Annotated in this window: 12 protein-coding genes; 4 read left to right on the top strand and 8 right to left on the bottom strand. The window is 72.2% G+C overall.

Annotation, left to right across the window (positions count from 1 at the left end; genetic code table 11):
- Positions 1-2 precede the first annotated feature (2 nt).
- Both ACH4S7_RS35505 and ACH4S7_RS35500 read left to right on the top strand, forming a co-directional pair.
- Positions 3-221, top strand: a complete 219-nt coding sequence (locus ACH4S7_RS35505; protein WP_398525547.1) for a DUF5133 domain-containing protein — start codon at positions 3-5, stop codon at positions 219-221.
- Between the two features lie 167 nt (positions 222-388).
- Positions 389-889, top strand: a complete 501-nt coding sequence (locus ACH4S7_RS35500; RefSeq protein ID WP_398525546.1) for a DUF5709 domain-containing protein — start codon at positions 389-391, stop codon at positions 887-889.
- A 202-nt stretch (positions 890-1,091) separates the two neighbouring features.
- Here the strand turns inward: ACH4S7_RS35500 and ACH4S7_RS35495 are convergent, their stop codons facing one another.
- The 6 genes from ACH4S7_RS35495 to cynR form a co-directional block, all read right to left on the bottom strand.
- A complete protein-coding gene (locus ACH4S7_RS35495; RefSeq protein ID WP_398525545.1) occupies positions 1,092-1,472 on the bottom strand; it encodes a DUF3618 domain-containing protein in 381 nt (126 codons plus the stop codon).
- Between the two features lie 275 nt (positions 1,473-1,747).
- Complete coding sequence (locus ACH4S7_RS35490; RefSeq protein WP_398525544.1) at positions 1,748-3,871, bottom strand: hypothetical protein; 2,124 nt, start codon at positions 3,869-3,871, stop codon at positions 1,748-1,750.
- Between the two features lie 82 nt (positions 3,872-3,953).
- A complete protein-coding gene (locus ACH4S7_RS35485) occupies positions 3,954-6,083 on the bottom strand; it encodes a hypothetical protein (protein ID WP_398525543.1) in 2,130 nt (709 codons plus the stop codon).
- 74 nt (positions 6,084-6,157) lie between these two features.
- Positions 6,158-7,471, bottom strand: coding sequence for a DUF11 domain-containing protein (locus ACH4S7_RS35480; protein ID WP_398525542.1), 1,314 nt, complete (start codon positions 7,469-7,471; stop codon positions 6,158-6,160).
- Between the two features lie 254 nt (positions 7,472-7,725).
- Complete coding sequence (locus ACH4S7_RS35475; protein WP_398525541.1) at positions 7,726-8,130, bottom strand: hypothetical protein; 405 nt, start codon at positions 8,128-8,130, stop codon at positions 7,726-7,728.
- 205 nt (positions 8,131-8,335) lie between these two features.
- Positions 8,336-9,268 (bottom strand): transcriptional regulator CynR, encoded by a 933-nt coding sequence (cynR, locus tag ACH4S7_RS35470; protein WP_398525540.1) that lies wholly within the window; start codon positions 9,266-9,268, stop codon positions 8,336-8,338.
- 122 nt (positions 9,269-9,390) lie between these two features.
- Here cynR and ACH4S7_RS35465 point away from each other — a divergent pair, with 122 nt between their 5' ends.
- Positions 9,391-10,011: a carbonic anhydrase gene (locus ACH4S7_RS35465; RefSeq protein WP_398525539.1), complete on the top strand. Its 621-nt coding sequence runs from the start codon at positions 9,391-9,393 to the stop codon at positions 10,009-10,011.
- 142 nt (positions 10,012-10,153) lie between these two features.
- Positions 10,154-10,624, top strand: coding sequence for a cyanase (gene cynS / locus ACH4S7_RS35460; RefSeq protein WP_398525538.1), 471 nt, complete (start codon positions 10,154-10,156; stop codon positions 10,622-10,624).
- Between the two features lie 87 nt (positions 10,625-10,711).
- On the opposite strand, the gene ACH4S7_RS35455 is transcribed toward cynS, so the two are convergent.
- Positions 10,712-12,601: an ABC transporter ATP-binding protein gene (locus tag ACH4S7_RS35455; protein ID WP_398525537.1), complete on the bottom strand. Its 1,890-nt coding sequence runs from the start codon at positions 12,599-12,601 to the stop codon at positions 10,712-10,714.
- 382 nt (positions 12,602-12,983) lie between these two features.
- Positions 12,984-13,457 carry a hypothetical protein gene (locus ACH4S7_RS35450; RefSeq protein WP_398525536.1) on the bottom strand — a complete coding sequence of 158 codons (474 nt, stop codon included), beginning with the start codon at positions 13,455-13,457 and terminating at the stop codon, positions 12,984-12,986.
- Positions 13,458-13,747 lie beyond the last annotated feature (290 nt).

Genomic DNA, 13,747 nt, shown 5'->3' with positions numbered 1-13,747 from the left:
CCATGCTGCTCGCCCACCCTGCGGTGCTGCGGACTCTCATCGGGCGCTACGAGGCGCTGAAGCTGCTCAAGGCCCACGCGGACAGCCCGCACCTCAGACGCCGTATGGACGATCTCGTCTACACGCTGTGCGTCTCCACGGGGACCCGCGACGTCGATTCCGCTCTCCTGGCTGCCAGGCGCCATGAGGGTCGTCACCCGCCGCGCGACCACGGCGGGTGAAACCGTGCGGTGATCCCCCGCACGGCCCCATGAGCCGCGTCCGCACGGAATCCCGCCGCACCGGGCGACGGGACGGCCGGCGCGCGTCGGGGTCGTCGGCGCGGCGTGGGCTCGCCATGCGCTCCGGACGGAACGGCGGAACAATCGTCCAGTGGAGAGGAGCGGTCATGGCCGGCGAGACCGACGACGACGCCATGGGTGACGAGGTGTACCAGCCCCAGTCCCCGGACGACAACGAGGTCCCCGAGGACGAGGGCATCCTCGACCCGGAGGACACTCTCCTGGACCGCGGTGTGGACCCCTACGACGAGGGCTGGTCCCCTCCGGAGCGACCGCTGGCGGTCGAGCACACGGGTACGACGGCGCGGGAGCAGCAGGAGGGCGAATCGCTCGATCAGCGGCTCGCGGAGGAGGTCCCGGAGGACTGGGACGGCCCCTGGAACGGAGAGGGGGAGGGCGACGGGATCGGTGACACGTCGGACACCGACGGGGAGCCCATCGACGACGAGGTGGGTGACCGGCGGGCGGGGCGGCTCGTCGCGCCGGACGACGGCGCCCACGAGGACGAGGAGAAGGACCTGCTGGCGCGGGACGAGGGCATCGCCGGGGGCGGAGCGTCCGCCGAAGAGGCCGCGATCCATGTGGTGCCGGACGACGACGTCCTCTGATCGGAGGCCGCGTACGGCTGTGGTGGCTCCCGTCGCACCCGTGGGCGGGGCGAAGTCCGCCTCCCGGCGCGGCGACGGATGCTCGCGCGGCGGAGTCCGGGTCCAGGGGCACCGGCCGGGCGGCCCCCTGGCGGGAGACCACCGGCCCGTACCCGGTCGGCGGCGACCGTCCCGGCGTCATCCGCTCAGCGCCGCCGCCACCTCAGCGCCGCCGGCTCCGCGCCACCAGCAGCACCGCGACCACGACGACGGCCCCGGCCAGCAGGGGCGTTCGATAGACACGGGCGCTCTCGGTGACGCGCTGGGTGGTGTCCAGGACGGGCTGCGGGGCGGTGTCGCGCAGCTTCTCGCTCACGGTGGCCGCCGTGTCGGCGAGCTGCGCCCTGGCCTGCGCCGCCTTCTCGGTCGCCTGCCCCTTCACCTCGGCGGCGGTCTGGCGGGCGCGTGCCTTCACGTCCGCCACGTCCGCCTTCGCCGCCAGCGCGTCCACCGTCTCGCCGAGCTTCCGGCGGGTGTTCTCGGCCTGGGCGCGCAGCGCGTCGGCGTCGGGGATGTCGTCCTTGGAGTACGGGATGCCACTCATCGGTCTGCCCTTTCGTTGATGTCGGCGGTATCGCGGGCGTGGGGGGCGCCCAGCGCCGTCGCCCCCCGGCGAACCCTCCGGGGGTCCGTTCCGGCCTGTGCCCGCGACCAGGCTGCGGGTACCCGGGCGCCCCCGGCGGGAAACCGTCCGGGGGTGGGCCGGCGCGCCGACGGCCCTCGCCGGCGAACAGGGCCGGACATGCGAGGGCGGGCCGTCGGTCGACGGCCCGCCCCGATTCGCTGTGACCTACCGGCCGGTCCTGCCGGTCCTGCCGGTCACGGGGTCTTCTTGGTCACCTGTAGGTCGGCGGTGGGCTCCTCGACCCGTCCGCCCGGCACACCGGCGGTGCTGTGGTTGTTGCCTTCCACCGGGTCCCTGGTGGCGGAGTCGACGGTGGCGGTGTTGCGGATATCGCGGCCGTCACCGGTGTACTCGGGATCGAGCTTCACCCTGAACACCCAGGTCACCGAGGCTCCGGGGGCCAGCGTGGCGCGCGGTCCGCAGGTGACCGCGTCGGCCGACATGCATGCGTCGTCCGAGGAGACGAAGGTCAGCGCGGACGGCAGGATGTCGGTCACGGTGACCTCTTCGGCCTGCGAGGGCCCCCGGTTGGTGACGGTGACCTGGTAGTCGAAGGACTCACCCGGCGCGATCACCGTGTTGTTCACCGGCCGTTTGACGATCGCCAGGTCGGCGGCGGGGGCGGCGACCTGACCACCGGGCACCGTCGCCGTGTCGGTGTCGTTGTCGCCGGCCGGGTCGATGTTGTCGGCGGTGACCCGGGCGGTGTTCAGCAGATCGCTGCCGTCGCCCTTGTACGCGGGGTCGACCCGGACCGTGAGGACGTACTCGACCGTCTCACCGACTCCGAGCGGCGCCGTCCGACGGCAGGACACCGCCAGTCCGGAGACCGTACAGCCGGGGGGTGTCGACGAGACGTACGTCAGACCGGGCGGCAGTTCATCGGTGAGGCGCACGTTGAACGCATCGGCCGACGGGCCGTTGTTGGTGATGCGGATGCGGTAGTCGAAGGTCTGGCCGGGGATCGGCGACACCGTGCCGACCGCTTCCTTCGTGACCGCGAGATCGGCGTACGGCTGGTTGACCGAGCTGCCGGGGAGTCCGGCCGGGGGGCTGGTGTTGTTGGCGGGCGCCGGGTCGTCGGTGTCCGACGTCGCGGTGGCGGTGTTGCGGATATCGCTGCCGTCACCCCGGTAGTTGGGGTCGAGCCGGACCGTGAACCGCCAGGTCTTGGTGGCTCCGGAGGCGAGTACCGCCTGCGGTCCGCAGGACACGTTCTGGCCGGATGCGGTGCAGCCGTCCGGGGAGGAGACGAAGGCCAATGGGGCGGGCAGGGCGTCGGTGAGCCGGACGGCGAGTGCCTGCGAGGGTCCGTCGTTGGTGACGGTGACGGTGTACTCGAAGGTCTGCCCCGGCGACACCGGCGTGCTGGTCGACGGCCGCTTGATCGTCCAGATGTCGGCCTGCGGCACGGTGACGCCACCGGGCGGCAGGACGGGGGGCGAGGTGTTGTCGGTGGGGTTCGGGTCCTCCGAGTCGGAGGTCGAGGTCGCCGTGTTGCGGAGGTCGCCGCCGTCGCCGCGGTACGCCTCGCTCAGCTTGACCCGGAAGGTCCAGGACACGCTCGCGTCGGGCGCGAGCACGCCGAGCGGACCGCAGGTCACCCGCTGCCCCGACGACACACAGGGGTCGGCGGATGACACGAAGGTGATCCCGGCCGGCAGATTGTCCGTCGCGGTGACGTTCCGGGCGTCCGACGGGCCGGTGTTCTGGGCGGTGATCCGGTACTCGAACTCCTCACCGGGCACGATGGGGCCACTGCCGAGCGCCGCCTTCACCGTGTTGATGTCGGAGACGGGGTCGAAGGGGCCCACCGGGGTCACCGGGTCGGTCTTGTTGTTGCCCGGATCGGGATCGGTGGCGTCCGATGTGCCGGTGGCCGTGTTCCCGAGGTCGGACCCGTCCCCCTGGTACGAGGGCGAGAGCTGGACCACGAACGTCCAGGTCTTGATCTCGCCCACGGTCAACTGGGGTTCGGGTCCGCAGGTCACGGTCCTTCCGGCGGCCGTGCAGCCGTCCGTGGAGGACACGAACCGCATCCCCTCCGGCAGGACGTCCGTCGCGAGGACGTTGCGGGCCACCGACGGGCCGTTGTTCCGGGCGGTCAGGGTGTAGGTGACCAGTCCCCCGGGGGGTGTGTCGGCACGGGTCCCCGGCGCGCGGCCGAGACGGGTCTCCACCTGTGCGGGGGCGGCGGCCACCGAGGCGGGCTGCGGCGCCGCGGCGGCGTACCCCGTGCCGGAGTACAGCGGCACCACGCAGACCAGGGCGGCGAGCGCTGCCCTGACCCCGGGGAGCCGACGTCTTGTCGATCTCATCTCGCATCGATTCCGTTCATGGTCCGGGGCCGTACATCTGCTGTGCGGCTCGTGGGTCGGTCGTACACCTGGGCGCTTCGCCCTAGTCAGCCCGCTTGGTGAACACCAGGTCGGCGGTCGGGTCGGTCACCCGGCCGCCCGGCGGTCCCGAGGTACCGCTGTCGTTGGCGCTGTTGGGGTCCTCGGTGTCCGTGGCGGCGGTGGCGGTGTTGCGGAGGCCGGTGCCGTCGCCGGTGTACGCGGCGTCGAGACGTACCTGGAAGGTCCAGGTCACCGAGGCGCCGACGGCCAGGGTCGCGACCGGCCCGCAGGTCACGACGGCACCGGCGGCCGTGCACCCGTCCGGGGAGGACACGAAGGTGAGCGCGGCCGGCAGCGGGTCCGTGACGCGCGCCCGGCTGGCGGTGGACGGACCGTTGTTGGTCACGGTGATCCGGTAGGCGAAGGTCTGGCCCGGTGAGACCGGGGTGGTGGTCACCGTCCGTTTGGCCGTGCTCAGATCCGCTCGGGGCGCGGTCACCCCACCGGGCGGGAGCGCGACGGTGGAGGTGTTGTTCGCGGTGTTGGGATCGGGGACGTCATGGGTGACGGTCGCGGTGTTGCGCAGTCCGCTGCCGTCCCCGGTGTAGCCGGGGTCCAGCCGCACCCGGAAGGTCCAGGAGATGGACCGCCCGGCCGGCAGCGCGCTGTACACCGGGCAGTTGACGGTCGCGCCGACCGCGGTGCAGCCCTCCGCCGACGAGACGAAGGTGAGCCCTGCCGGGAGGGTGTCCGTCATCCGCACGCCGGTGGTGTCGGACGGGCCGTTGTTCTGCGCGGTGACCCGGTAGTCGAACTGCTGGCCGGGGGTGACCGGCCCCGTACCGACACCGGCTTTGAACGCGGCCACGTCCGCCCGCGCGGTGACGGTGGTGGTCGCCGTGGCGGAGTTGTCGGCGTCATTGGTGTCGGAGCGGTTGGAGGGGGCGGTGACGGTCGCCGTGTTGGTGAGGGTGGCCGGCTGGGCGGGTGCGGTGCCGGTGATGGTGTACGTGGCGGAGCCGCCGCGCGGCAGATCGACGGTGGTGTTGAGGTTGTTGCCGCTGCCCGACGCCTGTCCGCAGGCGCTGCCGGTGGTGGCCGCGCAGGTCCAGGTGACTCCCGTGAGCCCGGGGACGGCGTCCCGGACGATCGCCCCGGTCACGTCGTTGGCGTCGCTGTTGGACACCCGGACCGTGTAGGTCACCGGGCCGCCGGCGGCGGGGACGGTGGCGGGGCTCCCGGTCTTGGTGACCGACAGGTTCGCCGGGACGTTGATCTTCAGATCGCCGATCTCATGGATATTGGTGGCACCGCCGGTGCCGCCGGAGAAGCCGACCTTGAGGGTGGGGGGCAGGGCGGGCTGGTTGGCGATGGTGGCCACGTTGTAATCGGTGACCAGTTGGTTCATGGGCGTCCCCGGTCCGGTGTCGGACCAGATGGAGACCAGGAGTTGTCCGCCGCTGGGCATGACCGTGACGCGCACGGTGCGGTACGCCTCCCTGCTGCCGGTCTCCACGGTGCCGCCGGGGCCGTTCACCGCGGTGGCGAACCGGTAGCCGGCGGTGCCGTTGCCCCCGCCGCGCAGGGCGATCCGGTTGGCCTGGGTGCCGGGGCCGCCGTTGCCCACCTGGATGGAGGAGTAGTTGCCGAACTCGTCGATCCCGATGCCGAGGAAGGCGCCGGGCACCCCGGCCCGGTTGCAGGGTGGGCCACCGCCGCAGGCGTAGCCGAGGCTGCCGCCGGGGGCTCCGGTTCCATTGGCGGACCGGCCGTCGGCGAGGAAGAAGGCGAGCCCGTCACCGCGCTTGCCGTCGAACGCGGTTCCGCCGTAGGTGGCGTAGGTGAACTCGGCGACGATGCCGAGGCTGGTGGCGAAGGAGTCGTTCATCTCCCAGGCCCCGGCCTGGGAGCTCGCCGCGCTGGTCAGCCGCAGCCAGCCGCCGCTCTGGAAGCTCGCGGAACCCACCGCGGTGCCCAGACTGCCGGTGGCCGAGTCGAAGGGCTCGTGGACGGGGAAGCTGAGGGCGCGGGGCTGCTGCTGCCGCTGTGCCGCGCCGGTGCGGGTGGGATCGTCCACGGCGGTCGCGTGCCCGGGTGCCACGCAGAGCAGCACCCCGCACACCGTGGCCAGCGCGAGCAGTCGGCGGGCGGTTCCGGTCCTGGCGCGGGCCGGGCCCCAGGTGAGTCTCATGTCCGCGGACCCTCATCTCGGATGTCTGTCTCGTACGGGTGGTCGCGTGCGGCGGGCCGTGGCCGCGCGGGGAGTCAGCCCCGGAGTCGGCGGGCGAGGATCACGAGGGCGGATCCGGCCGCCAGGGACAGCGCGGCGGACCAGGGCAGCCAGCCGGGGAGTTCGTCCCCGGTGTGGGCGAGGTGCGGGCGCGTCGGGTGCGTCGGGTGCGGGCCGCCCGGGTGGGTGGGATGCGTCGGATGGGTGGGGCGGGTCGGATGGGTGAGACGGAGCGGGCCGCCGTCGGGGCCGGTGGTGCCCGACCGGTTGCTGTTGTTGCCCGGTACTGGATCGGAGGTCGTCGAGGTCACGGAGGCGATGTTGTCGATCTCCCGGCCCCCGCCACCGCCGCCCCCGCCGCCGCTGTCCCCGCCGCCGTACCGGAGCGCGTTCTCCCGTACCCGTACGACGATCTCGTAGGTGATGGTCCCCCCGGCCGACAGCCGGTCCAGGGTGGGACAGCTCACGGTCCCGCCGGACGGCAGACAACCGTCGGGGGACGAGAGGAAGCGCAGCACGTCCGGCAGCGGGTCGGTGACCCGGACGTGCCGGGCGGCTGCGGGTCCGTTGTTGTGGACCGTGATGCGGTACGTGAAGGTGTCGCCGGGGCTGACGGTGCGTCGGCCGTCGGGCAGCAGTGCGGTCTTGCGGAGCGAGAGGTCGGCCTTCCCGGCCCCCGGCGGCACCGGAAGTCCGGTGATCGCCGCCGTGTTGTTGGCGGGGTAGGGGTCGGCGGTCTGGGAGGCGACGGCGACCACGTTGGTGATGTCGGATCCGTCGCCGGTGTAGTCGTCGGCCAGGGCGACGACGATCCGCCAGGTGTGGGAGGAGCCGACGGCGAGCGTCGGCAGTGGGCCGCAGGTGACCGTACGGCCCTGGGCGGTGCAGCCGTCCGGGGAGGAGACGAACACCAGTGCGGCGGGCAGTTCATCGGTGATGACGACGTTCACGGCCCCCGAGGGGCCGTGGTTGAGTGCCGTGATGCTGTAGTCGAACACGCCGTCGGGGGCGGCCTCGGCCGTACCGACCGGGCGATGGGCCGGGGAGCCGGTCCGGCCGGCGCCGCGGTGGCCGACCTCCGTGGCGAGCGCGAGGTCGGCGCCGGTACGCGGCGAGGCCGGTGCGGAACCGTTGCTCCCGGGCGATGGCGACCCCGTCCTACCGAACCGCTCCGGTGCGGTCGTGCCGGTGGCCCCGCGGTCCGCCACGGCGCTCGGCCCGGCCGTTCCATCGGCGGCGGCCCCCGTCGGTGCCCACAGCGGCAGGCCGACGCCCAACACACAGCAGACGGCGATGGACCCGCCGGCGCGGCGGAGCGCCGTGGTGGACCCTGCGGGGACGGTTCTCATACGGGCTGCCTTCCGTGCTCACCGATCGATGATTCACAGAGACCACCACTGCCCATCCTCGCGATATCTTTATGTGATAAACAGTCAGAATTAGTCAGGATGTACTAAACAGGCACTGCGGCGGGCCGCCCGGTCGACTCGGGGTGGACGCTCACGGAGCCCACCCCGTACGGACGTTCCGCATCGGCGCGCGACCCATGGCGCTCGACCACCGCTGCCATCCGTGACCCGCCACCCCGCGCCGGACCGCCCGGTCAGAGGTTCTGGATGAGCCCGACGCCCAGGGCGACGAGTGCCGCGGCGATCAGGACGGCGCCCGTCCGCGTGAGATGCGTGCCCGCGGAGGGCCGCCCTTCGGCGCCGAAGGCCAGGTGCAGGAAGAAGCCGCCGGACTGGGCGAGCACCCCGACCAGCAGGAGGATGCCGAAGAGCCATTCGATGCCGGAGGAGAACCCGGTCCGAGGCAGATAGAGGAAGTAGACCAGGGAGAGAACCAGCAACACACCGGCGTGAGCGTGCCCGGCGCGGAAGAACCGCTCGCGCAGCACGGTGAGCGCGCCCTGTCTGGTGGTGATGAACTGCAGCAGCGCGTGGCCGCCGAACTCCACGGTCACCAGCAGAAAGACAGCGACGATCGGCAGAAGCTCGGACGCTTCCATAACGGGCTGCCTCTCGGCCGTGACGGGCGGGGGAACGGGCCGCACGCTACGGCAACCGCCGCCGGGGATGCCCTCGGCCGCGAGCGGACCCGGCGAAGAATCACCCGGACGCGGCGCACAGGTCCCCGACGGGGGCCGGCACCGCCTGGGGTCCGGACCCGGCCTGCCGGGACTTCGGCCGGCGACGCCGGTCCCGCTCCCGCCCCTACCGGTCCTCCGGGCCGGTCCCGGCCGGGGCGGGCGCATAGCCACGGGCGCGGATCAGATCCTCGGTGAGCCGGGTGAAGGCGCGGGCTGCGGCGCTCTGGTAGCCGCTCTCCCGGCGCAGCAGGGTGACGGTGCGGGCGGGCAGGGCCGGTTCGAGCGGGATCGGGGTCAGATGGGGGTGGTCGTCGGTGATGGCGTCGGGCAGCACGGTGGCGAGCGGGGTGCGCCGGACGATCTCCGTGAGGGCCTGGATGGAGTTGGCCTCCACCACGATGCGGGGGCTGATCCGGTGCCGGGCGAAGTAGGCGTCGGTGTGGCCCCTGGTGGCGAAGTCACCGCTGAGCAGGGCGAACTGATATGTGCCGAGGTCCTGGACGGGCAGCGGCCGATCCCGCCGGACCTCCGGTCCGGTGCCTCCGACGACCAGGCCGAGGGTCTCGGTGAACAGCGCGGTGCCGGTGATGCCCGGCTGGTGCGGGCCCGCGAAGGCGATTCCGAGGTCGAGTTCGTCGGCGAGCAGTCCTGACTCGATGCGGTCCTGGGTCATCTCCTCGACATCGAGGGTGATGCCGGGGTGGCGGGTGTGGAGTTCGGCGACCAGGGGGCCGATGAGGTAGGCGGTGAAGGTCGGGGTCACCGCGAGGCGCAGGCCGCCCCGGGACAGGTCGGCCACATCGAGGACGGCCCGCTCGGCGGCGGCCAGGTCCCGCAGGGCGCGCCGGGCGTACTGCACATACATCTCACCGGCGTCGGTGAGCCGCACACTGCGGCCCGTGCGGTCGAGCAGTTGGACGCCCACGGTCCGCTCCAACTGTTTGACCTGCTGGGACAGGGTGGGCTGGGAGATCCGCAGGTCCTCGGCGGCACGGGTGAAATTGCCGTGCTCCGCGACGGCGAGCAGATAGCGCAGATGACGCAGTTCCAGGGCCATGATTCGACTATAGATGAGATCTATAGAAGCCATGGTGATTACGTCTTGGACGCTATAGGTCCAGCTCGTGCATGGTGGATCCATCAGCCCCACCGGGACTGAACCCATCGAAGGGAGTGACCGTGCGGAACCTCACCCAGGGCATCGCCCGCTTTCAGCGGGATGTCTTCCCGGCCAAGGCGGGGCTCTTCGCCCACCTGGCCGCCACTCACCGGCCGAGCACGCTGTTCATCGGCTGTTCGGACGCCCGGGTGGTGCCGGAACTGATCACCCAGAGCGAGCCGGGTGAGCTGTTCGTCATCCGTACCGCCGGGAATCTGGTCCCCGCCCACACGCCGGGCGCCGACGGCATCGCGGCCAGTGTCGAGTACGCCGTGGCGGTCCTCGGCGTGACCGACATCGTCGTCTGCGGACACTCCGCCTGCGGCGCGATGACCGCCCTGGCCGAGGGCCACGACCTGAGCGGCGCCCCGGCCATCGCCGACTGGCTGCGGCACGCGGACGCCTCCCGGGCCCGTACCGCCACAGCCACTGCCACCGCCACGGGCGAGACGGGTGAGGACAGAGTGACGGCGCTGGTGCGGGAGAACGTCCGCGCCCAGCTCACCAACCTGACCACACACCCCTCGGTGGCCCGCGCCCTCGCGGACGGGACGGTCACCCTGCACGGCTGGGTCTACTCCATCCCCACCGGTGCCGTCGAGGAGTGCGCCACGGTGCGGCCGGCCGCGCTCGCGGCCTGACACCGCCGCCCCTGCCTCTACCGCACGGTCAGACCCCCATGCCCCCGCCGTCCCGGCATCCCCGGCGTACGGCAGTTTCTTACCCCCACCTCACAGCCGAGCCGCCGACCGGCGCCCGGCACCCCCGAAAGGAAGCCCTCTCATGGTGCACGCCCTGTTCGACCCCACCGCCCGCCAGGCCCTCGCCGTCACCGCCGTCGAGGCGAAGATCCGCAAGGACCTGTCGTGGCAGCAGATCGCCGATGTCACCGGCCTCTCGGTGGCCTTCGTCACCGCCGCCGTCCTCGGCCAGCACCCCCTGCCCGAGGACGCCGCGCGGGCCGTCGCCAACCTGCTGGAGCTGGACGACGAAGCCGTGACGCTGCTGCGGGCCGTCCCGACCCGTGGCTCCATCCCCGGCTCCATCCCCACCGACCCGACCATCTACCGCTTCCACGAGATGCTCCAGGTCTACGGCACCACGCTGAAGGCCCTGGTCCACGAGCAGTTCGGGGACGGCATCATCAGCGCCATCAACTTCAAGCTGGATGTGAAGAAGGTCGCCGACCCCGACGGTGGCGAGCGCGCCGTCATCACCCTCGACGGCAAGTACCTGCCCACCAAGCCGTTCTGACCGAAGGGCCGCGCAGAACAGAGCGGTACCGCTGAGCTCCGACCGGATATCCCGGCAGGGCCCAGCGGTACCGCTCGCGGCCGTCTCTCAGTGGACCGGCTGCGCCCGCTCCGTCTCCGGCCGCTCGAACTGGGTCCGGTACAGCTCCTCGTACCGGCCGCTGGAGGCCAGCAGTTCGGCGTGGGTGCCGCGTTCGACCACCCGGCCGTCCTCGATCACCAGGATGAGGTCGGCCGCCCGCACCGTCGACAGCCGGTGTGCGATCACCACGGCGGTACGCCCCTCCAGCGCCTCCCCCAGGGCTTCCTGCACGGCCGCCTCGGAGGTCGAGTCGAGGTGCGCGGTCGCCTCGTCCAGGATGACGACCCGCTGATTGGCCAGCAGCAGCCGGGCGATGGTCAGCCGCTGGCGCTCGCCCCCGGAGAGCCGGTAGCCGCGTTCACCCACGACGGTGTCGAGGCCGTCGGGCAGGGCGGCCACCAGACCGTCGAGCCGGGAGCGGCGCAGGGCGTCCCAGATGTCGTCCTCGGTGGCGCCGGGCCGGGCGAGCAGCAGATTGGCCCGTACGGACTCGTGGAACAGGTGTCCGTCCTGGGTGACCATGCCGAGGGTCTCGCGGATCGAGTCGGCGCTCAGCTCGCGCACGTCGACACCGTTCAGGCGGACGGCTCCCTCATCGGTGTCGTACAGCCGGGGCAGCAACTGCGCGATGGTGGACTTACCGGCGCCGGACGATCCGACCAGGGCGACCATCTGGCCGGGTTCGGCCCGGAACGACACATCGCGCAGGACCGTGGTGCCGCCCCGGGTGTCCAGGGTGGCGACCTCTTCCAGAGAGGCGAGCGAGACCTTGTCGGCACCGGGGTAGCCGAAGGTGACCCCGTCGAACTCGACCGAGACCGGCCCGTCGGGCACCCGCCGGGGCGACGGCCGCTCGGCGATCAGCGGCTTCAGATCGAGGATCTCGAAGACCCGCTCGAAGCTCACCAGCGCGCTCATCACCTCGACCCGGGCGCCGGCCAGGGCGGTCAGCGGGGCGTAGAGGCGGGTCAGCAGCAGGGCGAGGGAGACGACGGCCCCGGGATCGAGGCTGCCCCGCAGGGCGTAGTAGCCGCCCAGTCCGTAGACGAGGGCCAGGGCGAGGGCGGACACCAGGGTGAGGGCGGTGATGAACAGGGTCTGGACCATGGCCGTACGGATGCCGATGTCGTGCACGCGGCGGGCCCGGGCGGCGAACTCGGCGGATTCGTCGGCCGGCCGCCCGAAGAGCTTGATGAGGGTCGCACCGGGCGCGGAGAACCGCTCGGTCATCTGGGTGCCCATGGCGGCGTTGTGGCCGGCCGCCTCCCGCTGAAGCCCCGCCATCCGGGCTCCCGTGCGACGGGCCGGGATGACGAAGACCGGGAGCAGGACGAGGGCGAGGAGGGTGATCTGCCAGGAGATGCTGACCATGACGGCGAGGGTCAGCAGCAGGGTGGCGAGGTTGGAGACGACTCCGGAGAGGGTGTTGCTGAAGGCCCGCTGGGCGCCGAGCACGTCGTTGTTGAGCCGGCTGACGAGGGCGCCGGTACGGGTGCGGGTGAAGAAGGCGACCGGCATCCGCTGGACGTGGTCGAAGACGGCGGTACGAAGATCGAGGATCAACCCCTCGCCGAGGGTGGCCGACAGTCGGCGGGTGAGCAGTACGAGCGCCGCCTCGGCGACGGCGATAACGGCGATCAGCAGGGCGAGCCGGGTGACCGTGTCGGACTCGCGGCCCCTGACTATGACGTCGACGACTCGGCCGGCGAGTACCGGGGTGGCGACCGCGAGCAGCGCCGTGACCACACTGAGCAGCAGGAAGTGGAGGATACGACGGCGGTGGGGGCGGGCGAAGCTCCCGATGCGACGCAGGGTGGCGCGGGAGAAGGGCCTGCGGTCCTGCTGGGCGTTCATCGCTCCGTGGAGCGATGACCAGGCCGTGACTTCCATGTCCATGCGGGGCCTCCGGGGCTGGGATGGCGGGCGGTTGGGGACCCGTCGGCCGGTGCGGCCCCGGGGTGCATAGGGAACGCTAAAACCTCAATCAAACTTGAGGTCAACTACCGCCGTCCGAACTCCGCCGAACCATCTGATTTCCGGCCCGTCCGAACACCGCCGACCACGGAACTCCTGGCCCGTCCGGGCTCCCGACCCCCGCCCGAACTTCCGGCCCCGTCCGAACTCCCGGCGTGCCCGATCGCCGGCGCCACGGGGCCGGCGCCGCTGGAGCCGCCGGCGCCGCTGGAGGCCCGATTCGCCGGGAGGCCGGTGCGCGGCGCGCCCAGGAGCCGCCCGGCGTCGCGCGCATGGGCACCGACTGCCGGGCGGCGGACGTCGGTTACCTCAGGTGGACGACGGGCTGGACCGCGGTGGAGGGCGCGTACAGCTCATCGCCGGCGAAGGTCACCCGCACCTGGTCGGGCCAGTCCGCGGGCGCCAGACCCGGCTTCGAACAGGTGAAGAGACCGGCCTCGTTGGTGGTCATCTCACAGGAGCCGACGGGATGGCCGGAGCGGAGGAAGGTCGCCGTGACGGCCGCGAGCGGAACACCGCTGATCTCGGCCTCCCGTTCCACCAGGATCCCCTCACCCTCCAGGTTGCCGTGCGCGATGACCAGGTTGAACTGCAGCGAGACCATCGACGTGGGCATGGGGACATTGGCCCGCGCGGCGGCCGGGGCGGCGGCCGGGGCCGACGCCGTGACCGCCGGGGCCGCACCCAGCAGCGCGGCGCCAGCCGCCGCGACAACGGCGAGGGCGATGAGGCCGGAGAGTCGGGACCGGGTACCGCGGGTCATGGTGGGGTTGCGCATATCTCTCTAACTCCTCGGGGAGGGCGGGACCCAGGGGTCGTGAAACCGCCGCGGGATGGCCCGAGACCACGGACCGGGGCCCACCATCGGGGGAGATCGTTCACCTCGGAAGGCACTGGCGCGACGGAACGCACCGAGTTGACCCCTTTCGTGGGACGCGACCGTCGACGGTTCACCCGTTCGCGAATCGCCGGTTGCCGACCGGGGGCCAGCGGTGATCCAGCTCCCCGCCCCCGCGCGCCACCCGGTGAGTGGGCGCGGCGCGGGCGGGTCCGGGGAGCCCAGGACAC

Source organism: Streptomyces sp. NPDC020965, from assembly GCF_044333555.1.
Lineage (GTDB): Bacteria > Actinomycetota > Actinomycetes > Streptomycetales > Streptomycetaceae > Streptomyces.
The sequence above is the reverse complement of the archived record's forward strand: the minus strand, read 5'-3'. Positions and strand labels throughout refer to the sequence as shown.